13 protein-coding genes are annotated in these 20,551 nt (G+C 39.4%); 9 read left to right on the forward strand and 4 right to left on the reverse strand.

The window, feature by feature from the left end:
• The first annotated feature begins 385 nt into the window (after positions 1-385).
• From HG267_RS08685 to gshB, 3 genes are all read left to right on the forward strand, one after another.
• Positions 386-1,252 carry an exosortase-dependent surface protein XDP2 gene (locus HG267_RS08685; protein ID WP_045872942.1) on the forward strand — a complete coding sequence of 289 codons (867 nt, stop codon included), beginning with the start codon at positions 386-388 and terminating at the stop codon, positions 1,250-1,252.
• A 510-nt stretch (positions 1,253-1,762) separates the two neighbouring features.
• On the forward strand, positions 1,763-2,032 hold the full coding sequence (gene grxC / locus HG267_RS08690; protein ID WP_045872943.1) for a glutaredoxin 3: 270 nt from the start codon (positions 1,763-1,765) through the stop codon (positions 2,030-2,032).
• 120 nt (positions 2,033-2,152) lie between these two features.
• Positions 2,153-3,139 carry a glutathione synthase gene (gshB, locus tag HG267_RS08695; RefSeq protein ID WP_045872944.1) on the forward strand — a complete coding sequence of 329 codons (987 nt, stop codon included), beginning with the start codon at positions 2,153-2,155 and terminating at the stop codon, positions 3,137-3,139.
• 407 nt (positions 3,140-3,546) lie between these two features.
• Here gshB and ftsZ read toward each other — a convergent pair whose 3' ends face one another.
• Complete coding sequence (gene ftsZ, locus HG267_RS08700) at positions 3,547-4,842, reverse strand: cell division protein FtsZ (protein WP_045872945.1); 1,296 nt, start codon at positions 4,840-4,842, stop codon at positions 3,547-3,549.
• Positions 4,843-6,012: 1,170 nt separating this feature from the next.
• Positions 6,013-6,858, reverse strand: a complete 846-nt coding sequence (locus HG267_RS08705; protein ID WP_045872946.1) for a cell division protein FtsQ/DivIB — start codon at positions 6,856-6,858, stop codon at positions 6,013-6,015.
• 978 nt (positions 6,859-7,836) lie between these two features.
• Here HG267_RS08705 and HG267_RS08710 point away from each other — a divergent pair.
• Together HG267_RS08710 and HG267_RS08715 are read left to right on the forward strand one after the other, a co-directional pair.
• The gene (locus HG267_RS08710; protein ID WP_045872947.1) at positions 7,837-9,168 is read left to right on the forward strand and encodes an ATP-binding protein; all 1,332 of its coding nucleotides are present in this window, start codon (positions 7,837-7,839) and stop codon (positions 9,166-9,168) included.
• Between the two features lie 148 nt (positions 9,169-9,316).
• Positions 9,317-14,347: a WD-40 repeat-containing protein gene (locus HG267_RS08715; RefSeq protein ID WP_045872948.1), complete on the forward strand. Its 5,031-nt coding sequence runs from the start codon at positions 9,317-9,319 to the stop codon at positions 14,345-14,347.
• A 7-nt stretch (positions 14,348-14,354) separates the two neighbouring features.
• On the opposite strand, the gene HG267_RS08720 is transcribed toward HG267_RS08715, so the two are convergent.
• Complete coding sequence (locus HG267_RS08720) at positions 14,355-14,705, reverse strand: hypothetical protein (protein WP_045872949.1); 351 nt, start codon at positions 14,703-14,705, stop codon at positions 14,355-14,357.
• A 985-nt stretch (positions 14,706-15,690) separates the two neighbouring features.
• Between HG267_RS08720 and HG267_RS08725 the strand changes: the two genes are divergently transcribed.
• The 4 genes from HG267_RS08725 to HG267_RS08740 all read left to right on the forward strand — a co-directional run bounded on the left by HG267_RS08725 (position 15,691) and on the right by HG267_RS08740 (position 19,678).
• Positions 15,691-16,524: a photosystem II manganese-stabilizing polypeptide gene (locus HG267_RS08725; protein WP_045872950.1), complete on the forward strand. Its 834-nt coding sequence runs from the start codon at positions 15,691-15,693 to the stop codon at positions 16,522-16,524.
• 1,083 nt (positions 16,525-17,607) lie between these two features.
• Positions 17,608-18,384 (forward strand): RNA polymerase sigma factor SigF, encoded by a 777-nt coding sequence (locus HG267_RS08730; RefSeq protein ID WP_045872951.1) that lies wholly within the window; start codon positions 17,608-17,610, stop codon positions 18,382-18,384.
• Positions 18,385-18,547: 163 nt separating this feature from the next.
• Positions 18,548-19,402: a hypothetical protein gene (locus HG267_RS08735; RefSeq protein ID WP_045872952.1), complete on the forward strand. Its 855-nt coding sequence runs from the start codon at positions 18,548-18,550 to the stop codon at positions 19,400-19,402.
• A 30-nt stretch (positions 19,403-19,432) separates the two neighbouring features.
• The gene (locus HG267_RS08740; protein ID WP_045872953.1) at positions 19,433-19,678 is read left to right on the forward strand and encodes a hypothetical protein; all 246 of its coding nucleotides are present in this window, start codon (positions 19,433-19,435) and stop codon (positions 19,676-19,678) included.
• Positions 19,679-19,916: 238 nt separating this feature from the next.
• On the opposite strand, the gene HG267_RS08745 is transcribed toward HG267_RS08740, so the two are convergent.
• On the reverse strand, positions 19,917-20,537 hold the full coding sequence (locus HG267_RS08745) for a Uma2 family endonuclease (RefSeq protein ID WP_045872954.1): 621 nt from the start codon (positions 20,535-20,537) through the stop codon (positions 19,917-19,919).
• Positions 20,538-20,551 lie beyond the last annotated feature (14 nt).

Genomic DNA, 20,551 nt, shown 5'->3' on the forward strand with positions numbered 1-20,551 from the left:
AGGGGATGGAGTTTCCCGCCGCTTTCAATAAATCTTGAATTATTGCCGTTGAATTACTGATTTATTACCAATCTTGTTATCAGTGAAGTTACTAGTCACCATATAAATACATATAAAAATTACTCTATTAGCTTCAATAAAATTTTATCAACTCTGTGGATAACCGATGTACTAAGAGGCAGAATGTGTGGCAAGTTATATCTATATAAGGTTGGATCATCCAATCATCATCGAGTGCATTTATCGCTATGTGAACTAGCGAATGACTAAAAGTTTAGCTATCTAAATACAGCAATTACTGCCTAGCAATAAATTTTCAAATTATCTTACTTACGAATTTAAGTAAGGCAATAACATTTGACTATTCAACATCGTAGTAAAAACTATGAAAATTCACCAAATCTCTACTCTGGTTTGTCTCTCTTTTGGAACATTATTAGCTTTTTCTCCATCTGTTAAAGCTGCAACTTTTCAGACCAATTACACTTCATCGCTTTCAAATACAGATGCGTCTAAAGGAGATATTTGGCTCAGTTCTATTACTCAGAATGGAAAAGAATTTAATAATTTTTCCTTGGGTACTAGAGCTGATATCTTAGAAAACACACCAATTACAGATGTTAAAGCAGACAGTACTAGTACACCAGGGTCTACAAATAACAATACTGGTGCTGCCAGTACAGATCAAGGAGATCTAGCTTATGCACCTATCTCAGTTTCTGGCTTGAAAGACCCAACTGGGGCTGAAATTGCTACCTTTTTGGGTAATAAGAATTTAAACAATATTATTGATACTGAAGATGGAGGCGTTTTTAAAATCAACCTCTTTTTCAACAGTTCTATTCAGGAAGATAGTAGTGGATTAGATAACCTATTTTTCTGGGAAAGGGGGATGAACAGTGACTTGGGTATTCAGGGGATTGATAGCAGTGGCAACTTAATCGGTAATTTCTTAAAACTGAATCATCAAGACCAAGCAGACGCAGGCTATAAGATTAAGACTACTGAAATAGGTGACGCTCAACAAGTAGGTTCATGGGGTGTCAAACTGCAACAGTTAGGTGTTACTTCTCTAAGTGGTATTCAACTGACAGCAGAAGCCAGTTTTAACGGCCCCGATTTTAAATTATTGGCCAGAAGCAGCCAGATATCAGCAGAACAAGTGCCTGAACCCAGTACAACAGCAGCTCTTGGTTTCTTGGCAGTGATTGCAGTACGAACACTGAGAAAAAAGGCAAATTTTATAGTTTAAATGATACTCTATTTGATTTAATGCCAATGATGTACTGGATACTGTAAATCAAAAAAAACGTAAATATTGCTACTTAAGCATTTTAATTGCAGTTTCCGGTACATTTTGTAATCTCCTCAATCAACCGACTTAAATCCTCATTTATCTATCTTTTGGCTCACGATTATTTGTAGACTTTATGATATCCACAATTAACCCAATCCAATAAACCGTATTTTTTACTAATGTAAATGTATAAATATTCTAGCTATTTATACGGTCATAAAATTATGTGAGCCGGACAATCACCGTATGGTTGCTGAGGTAGCTGGTATTTAAAGTGTAATATTATCGGTTCATGAAGAAAACTGGTGCAAACATTAAAATTAGTCAAGAGTCTCACGACTTTTGACTAACCTTTATTTGTGTAAATTGATGAAGCTACTTTGGAAATTAGTAAAACTAGCTCAAACAGCTAGAGTTAGTGTCTACGTTCTAAAATGAAGAATATTCAAATAAATAGAGGACGTTATGGCTGCTAAGGTAGAAATTTATACTTGGAGAACTTGCCCATTTTGTATCCGTGCTAAAAACTTGCTGAATACAAAGGGGGTGAATTTTATCGAATACAGCATCGACGGAGATGAGGACGCAAGAGAGAAAATGTCACAAAGAGCAAATGGACGACGCTCTTTGCCGCAAATTTTTATCAATGACAATCATGTTGGCGGTTGCGATGATATCCACGCGTTAGACAGGCAAGGAAAGCTAGATGAATTACTGGCCGCTACTAGGCTCTAGATGCAGAAACTCTGGCAATTACCCTTTGTTGGTAACATCAGCAAGTGTCAATCAGTCAGAACATCAGGGGATAATTTAAATTGAACACCATTAAATTTCCTGGTGCTTGAGGCAAAAAGCGTGAAACTAGCTTTTATTATTGATCCCATCCATCAGCTTGATCCATGTCATGACACCAGTGTTGCCATGATGGAAGCAGCACAAATCCTTGGACACGAAGTGTGGATAACACAGGCAAATCTGTTGAGTGTCGTAGCAGGTAAAGCCTGGGCTATTTTACAACAGGTAGAACTAATACCAGTCGAGTTGGTAGACGGACGTTATTTTGCAGCTAATCCTTGGTACAAGTTGAGCGCGGGACAACGGGCTTTTGCTTGCTTAGAAACAATGGATGCTGTATTGATGCGGACAGATCCACCAGTAAATGATGCTTACCTTTTTGCCACCTATGTTCTGGACTATATTGATCAAAACAAAACCCTAGTCATTAATAGTCCTAATGGTATTCGAGGAGCAAACGAAAAAATGTATGCTCTTCAGTTTACCAATGTGATTCCAGAAACGATTGTGAGTGCTGATAAGCAGGTCATTCGAGAATTTTTGGACGCAAAAGGTGCTGCTGTTCTCAAGCCACTGGGTAACAAAGCTGGGGAAGGGATTTTATTTTTACAATCAGGCGATCGCAATTTCAACTCGATTGTTGAACTCAGTACTTTTCAAGGTCGAGTACCTGTGATGGTACAAACTTATTTACCAGAGGCCAAAGACGGAGATAAGAGAATTATTTTACTCAATGGAGAACCAATAGGCGCGCTGAACCGCCTTTCTAGCGGCAGCGACTTTCGTAATAATATGGCGGCAGGCGGGACAGTTGCTCAAACCACAATTACCCCAAGAGAGCAGGAAATCTGTACCCAAGTAGCTGAAAAATTACGCCAAGACGGGTTAATTTTTGTAGGAATTGATGTTATTGGTGGTTACCTTACGGAAGTTAACGTTACTAGCCCAACTGGAATTCGTGAAATCGACAGATTAGATCACACTCATCTAGGAAGAGATGTCATTCAATGGATTGAACAGACTCTAAAAAGTAAAAAAGAAAAATAATTTACCTTATCTGTTTTTTTAGAATTATCTTTTACGGGAAGCTTACACTTATGTAATTTACCTGACAATCTAGCGAACCTAGACAAGCAAGTATTGCTGTAATTGGACTAGTCTTCCCGTTTTCCAGACAGATGCTGATGAAGCTATAAGCAAGCTTCTTCAACACTCTCAATTTCTGTGCTTTTTCCTAAAATACTAGTGGACATGAGAGTCAACAGACTCCTGCCCAAGTTAATTTTTTGTGGCTAACGTTATGCAGTTTAGTTATCAATTGGTGATATTTCAGAGATGCACAACGAACTAGCGAATTCCCCCAAGTAGGAAACTCAAAACTTAGCAGATTGTATACAGGAACCAGGTAAACCCAGCATTCCTATTTCATCTCAAATCCAAACTTTTAGCATCACTTAATTTTTGGGTGGGTTGCGTCGCCTTTGCAGAAAATCAGGAATATCTAATATCGGTTTTTCTTTGGGTTCTGCAATTGGGGTTGGGGGAGTAGGATTCGCAGTAGGTTGTTGTGCTACAGGCCTTCTAGGTGGAGGCGTTGTTACCCTATTGTTAGCGGTATTTTGCTGTGGAGCTGCTTGTGGTTCACCTGTAAAGCCAGTTGCAATGACAGTAATTCGTACTTCTCCTTGGAGGCGATCGTCAATCACTGCACCAAAAATAATATTGGCGTTGGGATCTACCACTTCATAGATAGTTTCTGCAGCCGCATTAACTTCATGTAAGGTGAGGTCACTACCACCAGTGATGTTGAAGACAACTCCTCTAGCGCCTTCAATCGAACATTCTAGTAATGGAGAAGAAATAGCTGCGATCGCAGCTTCTCTGGCTCTTGATTTTCCTGAACTTACGCCTATTCCCATTAATGCCGATCCTGCATCTGCCATCACAGCTCGCACATCAGCGAAGTCAACGTTGACCAACCCAGGTATGGTGATGATATCGGATATACCTTGTACCCCTTGACGCAGTACATCATCGGCATAACGAAAAGCTTCCTGTACAGGGGTTTGTTCGGGGATCACTTCCAACAACTTATTGTTAGGAATAATAATTAAAGTATCTACCCGACTTTTTAAACCTTCAATGCCTTGTTCTGCTTGGCTGGTACGACGGCGACCCTCAAATACAAATGGACGTGTGACAACACCAACTGTGAGTGCGCCCATTTCTTTAGCAACTTCTGCAACAATGGGTGCAGCACCTGTTCCAGTGCCTCCTCCCATACCAGCAGTGATAAATACTAAGTCAGCACCTTCTAAAGCTGTAGCAATTTCGTCTCTTGATTCCTCAGCTGCCTTTTGACCAATAGCAGGATTACCACCTGCACCTAAACCCCTTGTTAGTTTTTGTCCTATTTGCAACCGACTAGGAGCACCTGCCAATGTTAAAGCTTGTGCATCAGTGTTGATTGACCAAAATTCCACTCCACTGACATCAGACTCAATCATGCGGTTGACGGCATTACCACCACCGCCTCCTACACCAATCACTTTGATGTTAGCAACTCTACCAGGAACGATCTCGCCGATGCGGTTGCTTTCAGCAGTAATCTTCTTACCGTCATTATTTTGACTGAAGTTTAGCCCTGAGTGATTAAAAGGATTGGTTGAATTCACAGCCAGTGAGAACCCTGACTGTCCCACAGACTGGGAGTTTTTATAGGTAAGCCCTTGGTTATTATCAAGTGTCATTGGATTTGTGAAAGGTAGATAAACGACTTTTTCAGGTGTTACTCACCTAAGAGTCAACTATAGTTTGACACTGCTACAGATATGGCAGTGTTCTTTATTGTTCTCACTACTTCCAACCCTAACAGGATTGTCAGTGCGAAATTTCGCTACGGCATCAGCCAAGAACGCAGCCGATCGCACAACTAGTTCTAAAGAAGTATACCTATATTTACTTAAAAATGATCTGTATAACTTCAACCAGAGATTTAGATCTCTACTTTGCTGCTGCCGATTTATTGGGGGATTTCTTTGGCATTTAATATGTTCTTCCTTAATTACTACTAATGATTTTGATGAGTCATTAATTTTACAACTTACAGTATTGATTTTTTTTTCCTTGATCGCCACTATTACAAGGTTAATTTTGTATATTTTATAATTTTCCTCCAAAGAAAAATACTTAGGAAAGAGATTATTCTTGTTGTTAAATTTATCCCCTATATATAAATTATGGTAATTAAAGATACTGTTTATCTCAGCATAAATACTTTTATACCAAAAATTACACTTGGATAGCACAACTTGTAAAGACGCACCATAGCGCGTCCGTTCTCTTTCTATAATATAGTTAATAGGTTTCACCATTGGGAATGATTGCACCTTATGACACAAAATTTGCCCTTTACTTACTTATTTTGAAGTTAGGGGCAGAGAAGAAATTGCTGGTCAATTTATGGAAAACCAAAATTGATTAGCTATTTGCTCTGTTTTAACAAACTATTGGTTGGAGAAATATTCTACCCTATAGAAATCCTCACTGGTGTCGTCCATATATATTAGGTGTACCAAAGTAGCTTTGTAGCCTAGAGGAGTTAGGGTAGAGACAGATACTGGTTTTTGTCGGGAAAATTTTACTTTATGTAAAAATTGCCTGAACACAAGATGGTTTACACAACCAAAGCCATGATTAGCGTTCTCAAGTATTGTGCTCAATCGTGAGATGCCAGGGTAACAATTGTGTTGCCTTTAGTCTTAAAGCAGGCTTTGTGAGTAATGGTCTCATTTTAATGAGAAGTTTACGCATATTTTGTGACTATTACTCGAAATATAAAAAAATAGTAAATAATTTTTTATCATAAAACTTTGTTAATTTACTAAAAGCCTTATATATATTAAACATGTTAAATATTTCTAAGGATTACGAACATTAATTTTCTGATTTTTTTGGTTCAATTGTACTAATGGAGCTTCAGGATTTTGCAAATCAATGTATTCTATTTGACTGGAATTTAATTTGCTAGATAAATGGCGCATTTGGGCAAGGGTCTTAATCTGTTCAGATAGCTGGGGACTTGGTGGGCCGAGATATACATTGCCTAGTTCTGTTTTCAAAATTAGATTTGTGGGATCTTGGCAATTAATTTCTTGAATTTTCACCAAACTTTGGTTGATAGATAGGTACAGTTGATTCCAATAAGGAAGGTATTGTTCTGGTAACCCAATTACCTTGAGACTAGGTAATTTTCTTGTAGGATTCAGTGATGTGTATTTTTCTAGAGGTATCCAGACTCCACTAGCATCTATTAAGCCAACAGATGCTTGCTTATTCGCAGCTTCAGAATTTCCGCTTCTGGGTGTTTGAACTATAGCTACGGGTACTCGTTCGGTGATGTCAACAATCAGTCCAGGCGGGAATAGACGACGGCTGACGCTTGCTTGTGCAATAGTTGGTTGCCGCTTCAAAGATTCGGCGATCGCTGACGGTTGAATCCGCCATAAAGATTGAGGATAAGATAATACCAACAGAGATTTGACTGTCTCCTCTGGGAGTAATTCATTACCGGATTTCATCACTATTTGTTTGGGTGTATTCAGTACCCAAACAGGCTGGATTGCCAACCACAATAAACAACCTGCCAAACTGGTAATGGCAAAACTTCGCCAAATAGCCTGAATAATTTTCATTTGCTGCTTACGTCGTAATCTTTTACGGCGCTGGGCTAAATCTGCACGGGAAAGTGATACTAGGTCAGCCATTAAAACCCCTTGCTGGTTCCAGTCCAAATTCTTTAGTACTTAGATCGTTAATTAATTTCAGTAAACTTTGGTGGCCGTTATTCGCCCCTTTTTTCCAGAATTTTTTCACTTTTTAGTAACACTTTACAGCAACCACAGGATGATTGTGGGGCAATATCTCTTCATTTAGCAGTTGGCGCTGTCTATTCTAGACCCAATGTCACTTTTTTACTGTAGGGTGATAGCCATTATCTGCCAAAAAAACTACATCAGTGGTATTGAAATATATAATGTTATATGTATATTGGGTGCAATATCTTCTCAGTATTTATACGCTTTACAAATGAGAGCAACAATCAAAATTATTCTTAACCTTGATTAGGGCAAAATTCTCTATCGGACTGACAGTTCCAGGTAAATAGCGCTTTAATCATTACTAGGGTAAATCAACAAATAGACAGATAATTTTTCTGTAAAAATCACATTATATGGGCTACCTTGAATGTTAACTTAGTGCTATTTGATCAACTCTGACGAGCTAGCTAAATATATAGTAGTAAGTGCCATTGAAAACATATAGACATCTGAGTTTTTTTTGCAGATAATTACAAAATGTTAATTTGGTTGTAAATAATATTACGTATTGAATTGACAAAATTAAAAATAAGTGATATGTGTACCATCCATAACCAAACCCTCCATTTAGCTAAGAAAGTATTTTTTTTGACATCTTGATTAACCGCTCAGGATTTGGCAGCCTCAGGTAACGGCTACAGATTGTCAAAAGCTCAACACCAGCTGTAAAAAGGACAGAGATACTTAACGTATAAGGAAAAACTTAATCTCTGCCATGATACTGACAGATGTTTGCAGCATTCATTCTCCCTTTCAGGGCTGTCTGTGATCCGATACCAACTTGTATTCAATTTAAGAGTGTCTGAAAGTTGATCGAGATTTTTGCATAGCAAAAGATACAAATAAAACTAGATCTGCATCTACATGAAAACTACATTAAATTTGTCACGTTTTTATAAAGCGTGTAACCCAAGCTACACATTAAATATGAGTGAGGTACTGGATAAGCAGTACTATATAGATTTCTCCGATGTCCGTGGTTGCAAAATTGTTGAAGAGCTACAACGTACTATTACTCGCATTTCTCCAGATGAACCAACTTGCCAATTGTTTACAGGTCATATTGGTTGTGGTAAATCCACAGAGTTACAGCGCCTAAAAGCAGAGCTAGAAGCCGCAGGATTTCATGTGGTTTATTTTGAGTCCAGCCAAGACCTAGATATGGCGGATATAGATGTTAGTGATATTTTGCTGAGTGTAGCTCGTCAAGTCAGTGTCAGTTTAGAAGGAATTGGAATTAAATTTAGACCAGGTTACTTTAGTAATTTATTTAAAGAAATCGGGGATTTTTTGCAGACTCCTATAGAGTTATCTGGACAAGCAGAATTATCCTTGGGTATTGCCAAAATTACTGCTAAAACCAAAGATAGTGCCCAGACACGTAATCAATTAAGACAATACCTAGAACCACGTACCAACAGTATTTTGCAAGCAATTAACGAGGAGATATTAGAAAAAGCTGTAGAACAGCTCAAACAACGTGGTCAAAAAGGATTAGTAGTGATCGTCGATAACTTAGATCGGGTTGATATGCGCCCCGTTGCTTCTGGACGTACCCAACCAGAGTATCTGTTTATTGACCGAGGTGAGCAGTTACGCCGACTCAAATGCCATTTAGTTTATACCATTCCCCTAGCTTTAATTTTTTCTAATGAGTACGAAACTCTCAAAAATCGCTTAGGTGGAGGAATTGCGCCTAAAGTCTTACCAATGGTATTGGTGCGGAAAAGAGATGGTAGCGACTTTGAACCTGGAATGTCACTATTGCGCCAGTTAGTATTAGCACGAGCTTTTCCTGAAGTTAAGTGGGATGAAAGAGCTTTATTAATCACAGATTTATTTGATCGCCCCGAGACATTAGATCGAATTTGTCGTGTCAGTGGCGGTCACATTCGTAATTTATTGGGACTGCTTTATAGTTGCTTGCAACGTCAAGATCCCCCGTTTTCCAGAGAATGTTTAGAAGCTGTCATCAAAGACTATCGGGACGACCTGTTATTAGCTATTGATGAACATCAATGGAAATTACTGTTTGAAGTAGTACAGCAGCAAAGCGTCAAAGGCGAATCTGACTATCAAAGCTTACTCAGAAGTATGTATTTGTTTGAATACCGCGATCCCCAAGGTCGCTGGTTTGGAATTAGCCCAGCATTAGCAGAAACAGAAAAAGTCCTTCTCTGGCAGCAAAATAAGTGAGCTATGCCAAATTAATCTCGAAAATTTGGCTATGGGAATCACTCCTTCACTATATTTTTCACAAAATGCAAAACCAGTATCAAAAAATATTCTTGCTGCTGCTTGATGTGTAATTTCATATTTTTCCTATATAGCCCGGTTTTTATTTATGACAAAGTGGCAATTCACAGCAGCTATAGTTAATGACAATCAACATGCTCTGCAAAGGATGATTCGGGCAATCAATCTCTCTAAAGGTCAATTTGCCCTAATTTTAGTCCGGTGTAACTATGGGCAATTACGAGAGCAAATGTTGGGTAATCTCCGCTTGCTGACTAAAGACATCAATATTAGAGAGATATTTCTCCAGCCATCAACTAATGCTTTACATACTCAAATAATTACAGAGCTATTTTTAGATCATCCTGTAGTTGTCAAAGATACTTTGCCATCGGCTGTGATGGTTTTCGGACTAGAGTCAATTATTGCTCTAGATAATTTTCTGGCTGGTGTCAACCAAGCACGAGATATTTATGCAGCTACTTTTCCCTTCCCATTAATATTTTGGCTACAAGATGAAGTAGCTTCTATGCTGTCAAGATTAGCGCCAGATTTCAAAAGCTGGGCAGCAACTACCATCAAATTTGAACTAGCACAAGAATATTTAATTGCCTTAATCCGTCAGGAAACAGATTCTCTATTTGCTAAAGTTCTAGAAGCAGGTGCGGATAGATTTTTATCTAATGATGCTCTTGATTTAGCGCCAAAATCACAAAATCGTCGAGAAATTGAATCAGCTCGTAACGATTTGCTGCGTTTATATGGTGTGAAATTAGATCCTGAATTAGAGGCAAGTTTAGAATTTGTCTTGGGACGTGATGAATATGCCAACGATCAAATTGATGATGCTTTAGCTCATTATCAAAAAAGCTTAGAGCTATGGCAACAGGTAGGTTCAGGTGAGAGTGGATTTAGGGATTTAGAAGAGAATGTAGAAGTCTATTGCCCTTATCCGCCAATGCTACCATCCCCACCACTTCTAAGACAGGCTGTGGTGATATTTCACATCGGTTTGTGCTATCGACGTATGGCAGACTTATACCAAGGTGCCGATAGTAAGTACTGGCAAGATGCGCTTTTGTGGTTTACAAAATGCTTGGAGGTATTGGAAGAGGCACAAAGACAAGACTTAGTTGCTAAATTCATTTTACCAGCTTGTGAAATGCTACAACGCTTACAAAGTTGGGAAGAATTAGAGCAATTAGCGAAAAAATCGTTGCGTTTGCATGAAACTTATGCCAATCCAGCACAAGTAGCGCAAGATTACGCTTTTCTGGCAGATGTGGCGGCTTCAGAGTCAAACTGGGTATTAGCCCATGAATTAGCCAATACAGCACTTTCTATTGCTGAATTAGCGACAGAAGTATCACGCAGGCAAGAAAGTTGGTATCTTTTATTGCTAGCACGTACACAGCGACATTTGGGAGAATGGCAAGAAGCTATCAATAACCTGGAATGGGCAAGAGTCGTTTGTGAGCTACAGTATGAGCCATTGCTGTATTTAGAAATTTTAGAGGAGTTGCGATCGCTCTACTTTGATGAGCGTCATGACTATACAGAAGCCTTTATTCTCAAGCAAGAAAAAATTCAAATCGAACATCAGTATCGTTTTCGTGCCTTCATTGGGGCCAGCCAATTACAACCACAACGCTATAGAATTAACCCAGTTTTAGCGGCACAAAAAATACCATTTATTCCTGAAGAAGTTGCCCAAGAAATAGCTGCTTCTGGAAGACAACAAGATGTTAATCGTTTAATTGAAAGGATTACACGTGCTGATTACAAACTCACAGTCATTCATGGTCCATCTGGTGTAGGTAAAAGTTCTATTCTCAAAGCTGGTTTAGTACCAGCTTTAACGGGAAAAGCTATTGGTGAACGTATTGCTTTACCTATAGTTTTATCGGTGTATACAGATTGGGTGACAGCATTAGGACGCAATCTCAATCAAGTACTAGCACAGTCAGAAATATTTACTGCTGGAGAAATTACACCTACTATACTTATTGAAAAACTACGTTTAGTTTCTGAACGTAATCATACGATAGTCATTATTTTTGATCAGTTTGAAGAATTCTTCTTTATCAGTACATCTCCTGAGAAAAAAATCCAATTTTATAAATTTTTCAGTGAGTGTTTAAATATTGGCTATGTCAAAATAATTTTGGCAATTCGCGAAGATTATTTACATTATTTATTAGAATTTGAGCGGTTGAGCAAAGAAAATAGTGATGGTTTATATGATTTAGGTGTAATTAATAAAAATATTTTAGATAAAGATATTCGCTATTATTTAGGAAATTTTGATAGCGATGATGCCATTAATATCATTAAAAGTCTAACTCAACGCTCACATTATGAAATTACCGAAGAATTAATTCATCAGTTAGTCAAGGATTTAGCAGGAGAAATTAACGAAGTACATCCGATTGAACTACAAATAGTTGGCGCTCAACTGCAAGCAGAAAATATTACGACACTCGCACAATATAACCTTTGTGGTGGTTCGGCAAAATTAGTGGAGCGCTGGCTGGAGGAAGTGATCAAAGATTGTGGGGAAGAAAACGAAGCGCTGAGTTGGAAATTATTATTTGAATTAACAGATGAAAAAGGGACTAGACCCCTCAAAACCAAAGCTGATTTAGCGGTTGCCCTGGAAAAGAATCAAAACGCAATATCTAATTTTAATTCAGAGTGGGAATTTATTTTAGAAATTTTGGTGGGGTCAGGCTTAGTATTACGAGAACCAGAAGAATTAGGCGATCGCTACCAGTTGGTTCATGATTATTTAGTTGAACCGATCCGCCAAAAAAACGACTATGGCATGGTTGCTGAATTAGAAAAAGTCAGATCGGAAAAAAATCGTGCTGAAGTAGCGCAAAAACTCTCTCAAAAGCAACTGAATTTAGTGTTACAACGGCGACTGCGAGAAGCACGTCTAGCAGGTGTGGCCTTGGCAGCAATGGCAGGGACAATAGCAGTCTTATGGTGGCAGGCAGATTTACAAAAAAGAGCAGCCGAGCGGCAAGCATTAAGAGCGGAACGCAGCGAAACAAATTTCAAAATCAGCGCGATCGCAGCTTCTAGTGAAGCCTTATTTGCTTCTAATAAAGAGTTTGATGCTCTATTAGAAGGTTTGCGGGCGTGGAGACGACTCAAACAAGCAGACGATAGCATTCAAGCAGATACGAAGATGCGAGTTGTAACGGCCCTGCAACAGGCTGTTTATGGCATCAAAGAGAAAAATCGCTTAGAGGGGCACGAAGATATCGTCTGGGGTGTGACTTTTAGCCCTGATGGTCAATTGTTGGCTTCAGGTAGTACAGATAAGACAGTAAAGTTGTGGCGACCTGACGGAACTTTACTACAAACTCTCAAAGGCCATAGTGATGGTGTTACTAGCATAAGTTTTAGTCCAAATGGTCAGACCTTAGCTTCCGCTAGTCTGGATAAAACCGTGCAAATCTGGCAGAGAAATGCGGATACAGGCTTGTTTGACTTACAGCCATATAAAACTCTACAAGGGCATGGGGAATCGGTTTATAGCGTCAGTTTTAGTCCAGATGGTGAGACATTAGCTACTGGTAGTAAGGACGCAACAATTAAGCTCTGGCGTAAGGATGGTACTTTATTAAAAATTCTCAGGGGACATCAAGGATGGGTTAATTGGGTAACCTTCAGTCCAGATGGAAAATTTATTGCTTCTGCAAGTGAAGACAAAACTGTCAAAATTTGGCGACGAGATGGCAGTTTAGTTACCACCTTGCAGGGGCATCGCAAGGGTGTAACTGCTGTAGCTTTCAGCCCCAATGGGCAAGTATTGGTGTCTGGTGGTAGAGATCAGACCATACAACTTTGGCGCAGAGAGCGTAATAGTAACAAAAACAGCTTTGATTTTCGTCCCAGCAAAACCTTACTGGAGCATCACAAGACAATTTGGAGCCTGAATTTCAGTTCCGATAGTCAAAAATTCGCTTCTGGCAGTGACGATAACACAATCAATCTCTGGAGTGTCACAGGCACTCTACTAAATACTTTTAAGGGACACAGCGATACTGTTGCTAGTGTCGCTTTCAGCCCAGATAACAAACTGCTAGCATCAGCTAGTTATGATAAAAGCGTCAAGTTGTGGCGTTTAGATGACTCAACTATACCCATCCTCAAAGGTCATACAAGTAGAGTTTTAAGCGTAGTTTGGAGTCCAGATGGTCAAATGTTGGCTTCTGGCAGCAAAGATCACACGGTTAAACTTTGGAAACGTGAGACTAGAAATGGAAAGGTAGAAACTAAACTCTACAAAACTCTGCTGGGCCACACAGATAAAGTTCCCAGTGTGAGTTTTGATCCCTTAGGTGAAATATTAGCATCAGCCAGTTACGACAAAACTGTCAAACTTTGGCGGCGTGATGGGACTTTAATCAAGACGCTACAGGGGCATACTGATAGCGTGATGAGCGTCAATTTTAGTCCAGACGGACAGTTGTTAGCCTCAGCCAGTAAAGATAAGACAGTGAAACTTTGGCATCGTGATGGCCGCTTGCTGACAACTTTAGTAGGACATAACGGTTGGGTGAATAGTGTCAATTTCAGCCCGGACGGTCAGCTTTTAGCAACTGCGAGTGACGACAAAACCATCAAACTCTGGCGCAGGGATGGAACTTTGTTGAAAACTTTTTCGCCTCAAGACAGCTGGGTTTTGGGTGTCAGCTTTAGCCCCACTGACCAGTTATTAGCTTCTGCTAGTTGGGATAATACTGTGAAGTTATGGCGGCGAGATGGGAAGTTATTGAAAACTATGTTAAAAGGCTATAGCGATAGCGTTAACGCTGTTACCTTCAGCCCCAATGGAGAATTACTTGCTGCTGCCAGCTGGGATAAAACAGTCAAACTCTGGAGCCGTGAGGGTAAACTAATTAAAACCCTCACTGGACATCAGAGTGCTGTATTAAGTGTCAGCTTTAGTCCTGATGGTCAAACATTGGCTTCTGCTAGTGATGACAACACGATCATGTTGTGGAATTTAAATCTTAATGACCTGCTGGTTCGTGGTTGCAGCTGGGTTGATGATTACCTCCAGCACAACCATAATGTTGATCCACGCGATCGCTGGCTTTGCGATGGCTTTACCAACAGCAAATAACCAAAATTTACCAACCACAGGAGCGATCGCTGTTGATTACACCGTCGCTATTCTCCTCATGAGCATCTTTTACCAAGTTTGCTAAAAAGGCTTGTATTCTCATACGCTCAATGTAAGGCCAGCCTCCCTCAGATTCAATATCTTTGAGCAATGAGTAGAGTTGCTGACGGTTTTCAGGTAAAGTTGCTTGAAAAGCTCCATCCCGAATCTCGCGGTGTAATTGTTCTAACTGCCGTAGTAAAGCTAAAAGCGCGATCGCATCTCCTTCGCAACTTTTTGCTGCCTCATACACCGTATTGGAAATTATTTGTAGTTTAGAAGACAAATTCTCTGCTTCTAAGCTTCTGTCGTTGCTCATGCCAGCTTTTCCGTATAAATTAAGGCCTACTCAAATTTACCCAACATTTTTGGCTTTCTATTGGCTAGCATTGTTAGATCTTCTCAATTGGCTTTGAGAAGGTTGTTGAGGATTGCTGCTTTTTGGTTATCCAGCCTTAACTGATGGAAAAGTGCTGAGTTGTGAGGGGTGAGTAAAATCCCCAATGGGAAACATCGGAAAACATAAATTATCCGATTTCACTAAGTCAATAACTATGTTTCCTGCCACTACTCTTTCGTTACCCAGTCTGACATTAAATCTTACCACCTAGGAGAGCAGCTACAGCCAGATCTTGTGTCTCCTCATTGAACATCTAGCAAGATCAGGCATCGCTTCTAGAACAACGCAATGACCGTTGCTACAGCCTACACGTGAGCTAAATCTGCTCCTGATATTCTGGGTTAATACGAGAGTGCTTTGATTTTGAGTTTCAAAAAATCGTATGATCTGGCTGATTTCCCTATTTAAACAATGGGCTGTATGTAGTGGCGACACATACATAATACAGAACGATTAAAGCGATGCCACTTTTGCCATACGCTAGAGGAAAGTACGAAGAGAATCTTGCTCTTCGTGTCCTCAGAGGCAAGCGCTGATGCCGCTCTGTGTCAGGGCACAATCATTGATGCGCCCAAACTCTACCAAATGCCGACAATAGTAAAACTGCTGGTTTTTGCCCGTTTTGGGCCACACATCCGTAATGGATGCAGTGTACTAGCTAGCCTGGGGTTTCTATCCCAGAGTCAAAAGAGCGACACGTTTAAATACGTTTAGCAAACATAAGTTTGAGCGGTAATTACCTAACCCTACTCGTAGGGAAGGAACTGTGCCGAACCGGAAACGGAAGGGCATAAGAGTAAACTGCCGTCAATGCCCCTAATATTAGGGCGATTTCTCACCAGAGATCGAAACTTAAGTGCAGTTTTACAACGTTAGATATTAATTTTTGAAATTGAGGTTGATCATGAGGTATCGCGCTTTAATTGTTGCATTCTTGGCTTTGTGCCTAGGGTTAATAACTGCTTGTAGTGATGGTTCCTCTGCTAGTAGTAGAGACATACTTACATACGAACAAATTCGCGGCACTGGTTTGGCTAACAAGTGCCCTCAATTGGCAGAAACAAGCCGTGGTTCCATTCCCTTGGATTCTAGCCAGTCCTACACCATTAAAGAACTTTGCTTAGAACCAACTAATTTCTTTGTCAAAGAAGAACCAGCTAATAAACGCCAAGAAGCAGAATTTGTTGCTGGTAAGCTGCTAACTAGGTATACATCGACTATTGACCAGGTGCAAGGCGATCTGACAATCAATTCAGACAGCAGCTTGACATTTGCAGAAAAAGATGGTTTGGACTTTCAAGCTATCACTGTGCAACTCCCTGGTGGTGAGCGAGTACCTTTCCTGTTTACTATCAAGAACTTAGTTGCTCAAACACAACCTGGTTCAATCAGCTTGAATACTTCTACAGATTTTGAAGGCACATTCAAAGTACCTTCATATCGTGGTGCTGCTTTCTTAGATCCCAAAGGACGGGGTGTTGTTAGTGGTTATGATAACGCTGTAGCTCTGCCTGCCCAAGCGGATGATGATGAACTGACTCGCACTAACGTTAAGCGTGCTGAAAGTCTGAGCGGCAAAATCTCTTTGCAAGTAGCTAAAGTTGATAACTCTACTGGTGAAATTGCAGGTACTTTCGATAGTGAACAGCCATCTGATACTGATTTAGGCGCTGGTGAACCTAAAGAAGTGAAGATTCGTGGTCTTTTCTATGCTCGAGTTGAACCCAACAGAGGCTAAGTTAGCTTGAGTACCGCAAATTACGGGCACTCAGATAGTCACAACAATTCTGTATGCATTAGGCTTGAATGCAAAATTTAATTCACATACTCCTTTGATTTAAGGGGGTATGTGTTTTTTTTGCAAATCGGCTAATCTCTATATTTTTTATTTACTGGCGTAGGCAAAGATAGCGCAAGAAGGCTTTTGCGATTTGGCTGATTGATGAAATTATATAGAGAAGTTACTTTTTGGGCACTTATTGTCTCAATACTTGTCGGTTAAGGGGGAAAAGGGGAATGGGAAAAGGGAAAGAAAAAACTTTGAAGCTTTAACCTTTGACCTTTTCCCCACAACCAATTTTGATTTCAAAACGCTTAACCGAGTAGTATTGCTTATTGTCTCTGTTCAATACAGCGCTATTTGCGATTTTTAAATTTAAACTTCAATTACAATTAGGCTTAATTTATTCAAAAATTTATCATAATTTATAAAATTTTTATATTTGGAACTTTTCATTTCAAATTTGAATACGAAATTTAAAATCTTCAAAGTGCATTTTTAAATTTTTATAATCAACCGAACCAATCCAAAATCTCATTTTTGATAAAAACTCTAATCGATGTTAACTAATTAATCGTTAATAACAAGTACGTATATTTTTGCCTATATATTTAGCAAACTTGAAATAATGATGATTTTGGTAGCTAATGTCGTATTTTTACTGAGCCAATCAAGGTTAAAAAATCCAAGTTCATCATCAGATAATCAAAGTTTTTGTCTACCATCTAACCTGATACTTAATAACCAAAGTTAGGTACAATCTCGGTTTGAAAAACAATAGAAAGTTTTATATTTTGTGTCTATATAGTTTTTTGGCTCTAGGTAATACCAAAGCTAGATAACAGACAAAATACCAAATATGCTTGTTTGCACTTAGCTCGATTGTTTACCCATCCGAGATTCTCTCATAACAAATTTGTTATGTGTCATAAATCTACTGGGTAATTTAGTTTGATATTTACTTTCATATCGCTCAATCGCATCTAAATTTACAAGCAATTACTTAACGCTTTATTTGCTTTGCTCAATAAACTCGGTGCTATGCCTACCACTGTCACCACTGAACTGAAGCATGAAACCTGGCAATTGTTGCGAGAATATCAGCAATCGCGCTCAGAAACCGTTCGCAATCAGCTAGTTAAACTCAATTTTGGACTAGTGAGAAGGGAAGCTCACTATTGGATGAATCAATGCCATGAAAACTATGAAGACTTACTCCAAGTCGGCTGTTTAGGTTTAATTAAAGCAATTGAGAAATTTGAAATTTCTAAAGGACATGCTTTTAGTTCCTTTACTGTTCCTTATATTCGCGGTGAAATTCAACATTACCTCCGAGATAAAGGTGTAACTGTACGCATTCCCCGACGCTACTTAGCACTGCAACAGCAAGCGATAGGAGTTTCGCGTTCTTTGCGCGCACAATATAATCGCCAACCTACTGACTCTGAACTAGCAGCTGCACTAGAAATTTCCCCTAATGAATGGCAGGAAATTAAATTAGCATGGATTAATCGTGCGCCTTTGAGCTTGGATGTACCAATACAAGATGGAGAAGAAGGTTCTACAAGCCTAGGAGAATTAGTTCCAGATCCTCACTATCGCAGTTTTCAATTAGCGCAAGAAGATCAAATTCGTCTACAACAAGCGTTGGTTCAGTTGGAACAGCGCACCCGTGATGTTTTGGAATGTGTATTTTTACATGATTTGACACAAAAACAAGTGGCAGAACATTTAGGGATTAGTGTAGTCACGGTTTCCCGGAGAGTCAAGAAAGGGCTGGACTTGTTGAAAAAGCTTATGGGTGTGGTAGACGAGTAACTAGCAAATATTCACTCCGCATTTATGCTGTACTGACAGTATAAAAATAACCAGGCAATTGTAAAAAATTAGGTTATAACGGGAACAGACTTAGTCTTTAATACAAATTTAAGGCTGGTTAATTTTCCTAAACAAATTTTCCTATAGCTTTTGAGAACGGCTAATGGATAGAAAAAATTTCACAATCGCAGGTGCAGCCATTTTAGCGTTGGCGATCGCTGGATGTACCACAGAAGAAACACCACAAGCTACTAATCCTAGCCCGGTTGCCAAACCAGCACTCAAATCGCCACCAGCTACGCAAACTTTTAATAATCCTCTCGTCCCTGGAAAACAGGTCTCAAAAGTTGCCGCCGCAACTTATAGTCCTGCTTCTACTTTGATTCAACCTACTAATGCTACAGAGCGGTTAGTGTTGGTATCAAAAGGACGAACAGACCCGTTTGCGGAAATTATTGCACAAGGAGGTAATAGCATACTTCCTAGCGGACAAGGAAGACCTGTTCCTAATTTACCGCCTCTGCCTATTCCTAAACCGCCAGCAGTAACAGTAGCAGTAACAACAACACCTAGGAGTGCAGTTAAAGCAATTACTAGCAAACCACGAAAAATACAAATCCAAAAAACTGCTGCCATTCCTAAGCTAATTCCTGTTTTGCCAAAAGTTCTGCCGCCAGTACTTCCTAGCCCAAATCTCGTATCTGTATTACCTAAACCACCAGAACCTGATTTAGCAAAGTCAGTTTTTGTAACTGGTGTAGTTTTAATTGGTAAACAACTACAGGCGATTATTAAAGTCCCAAATGAGCCAACAAGTCGCTATGTGCAAGCTGGACAGCGACTAGCCAATGGGATTTTAATTAAGCGTATTGAAATGAATGAAGGCTCCAATCCTATTGTGATTGTGGAACAATATGGAATTGAAGTTGCCAGAATGGTGGGAGATGCACCTACCAACTCAGCAACACCAACTACGAATCCTGGTGGAAATCCTGGTTCGCAGACAACGCCATCTTAACAATCTTGTTGCTGTCGGAGCTTCATTACAATGGAGACGAAGGAAAAAATTGAATTTGCTGGTTTGCCTTTAGCTGTCTATCGAGAAATAGCGGCTCATTTGCGTCAAGTTGAAGGGGTAGAAGTAGGTTTGATACCTCAGTCGTCTCTACAGTTTGATTATTATCAAAGTCAAATTGAAGGTTTATGGATTTCTTGGGTTTCCAACCCTAAGTCTTCAAGCCGGCACCGTGTTCAGCAAATTTTGGCTTACTATCGAAGTCTTTATAATGTTTGATGATTTCAACTAAGAAGTCGTCCTCAGTAACTGTGTACATTAGGACACATGAAAAAGAAAATATGGACTAGAGATTAGGGACTAGGCAAGATTATTTCCTGCCTAGTTCCCAGTCTCTAGTCTTTATTTTTAAATTAGTTTTTTTTGAAAATAACTATCCCATAGATAAAGCAGAAAATTGCTATAAAAAACTATAGTTAGCAAAGTATAGCTTCAAAATTAATGACGAATAAAAAAACTACAGCAAACTTGCTGGAAAAATTTGGTTTGGAGTCAGATTTAACTCTGGAAATGTTTGACAGATAATACGCTCGCTATCTTGAAACTTACTGATTTGATATTCTCCATCAACCAAGTTACAGACAGAGATTGTTGGTCTTTTGGGGTTACCAATAAAATTACGTCCACCTAAAGCTGCATAATCTATAATCCAGTATTCGGGAATTCCCATCTCCTCATAATCGGCATATTTTAAGTAGTAATCGTCCCGCCAATTGCTTGATACAACCTCGATTACCAACGGTATCGATGCACCTAAACTCACGGTAGATTCTTTTTTCCACAAAGGTTCATTGGCTAGATTGGCACTGTTTAGCACCAAAACGTCTGGAAAATAACCAGAATCTTTTTCAGGTGGTCTGACTATAGCTTGGTTGGGGATAACATAGGGGAGGTCTAAGCGATCAAACTCAACTGTTACTTTTCTAGCTATAAAACCCTTTACTTCTTCATGTTCTCCTACTGGTTGTGCCATTTCTACAATATTTCCATTGTGTAATTCGTAGCGTACCCCTGAGTTTTCAGGTAGCCAATCGACAAATTCCTCAAAGGTTACTAGCTTAGTTATGGACTGAGTCATAGATAATGGAGAAT

The organism is Tolypothrix sp. PCC 7601, assembly GCF_025677855.1.
GTDB lineage: Bacteria > Cyanobacteriota > Cyanobacteriia > Cyanobacteriales > Nostocaceae > Aulosira > Aulosira diplosiphon.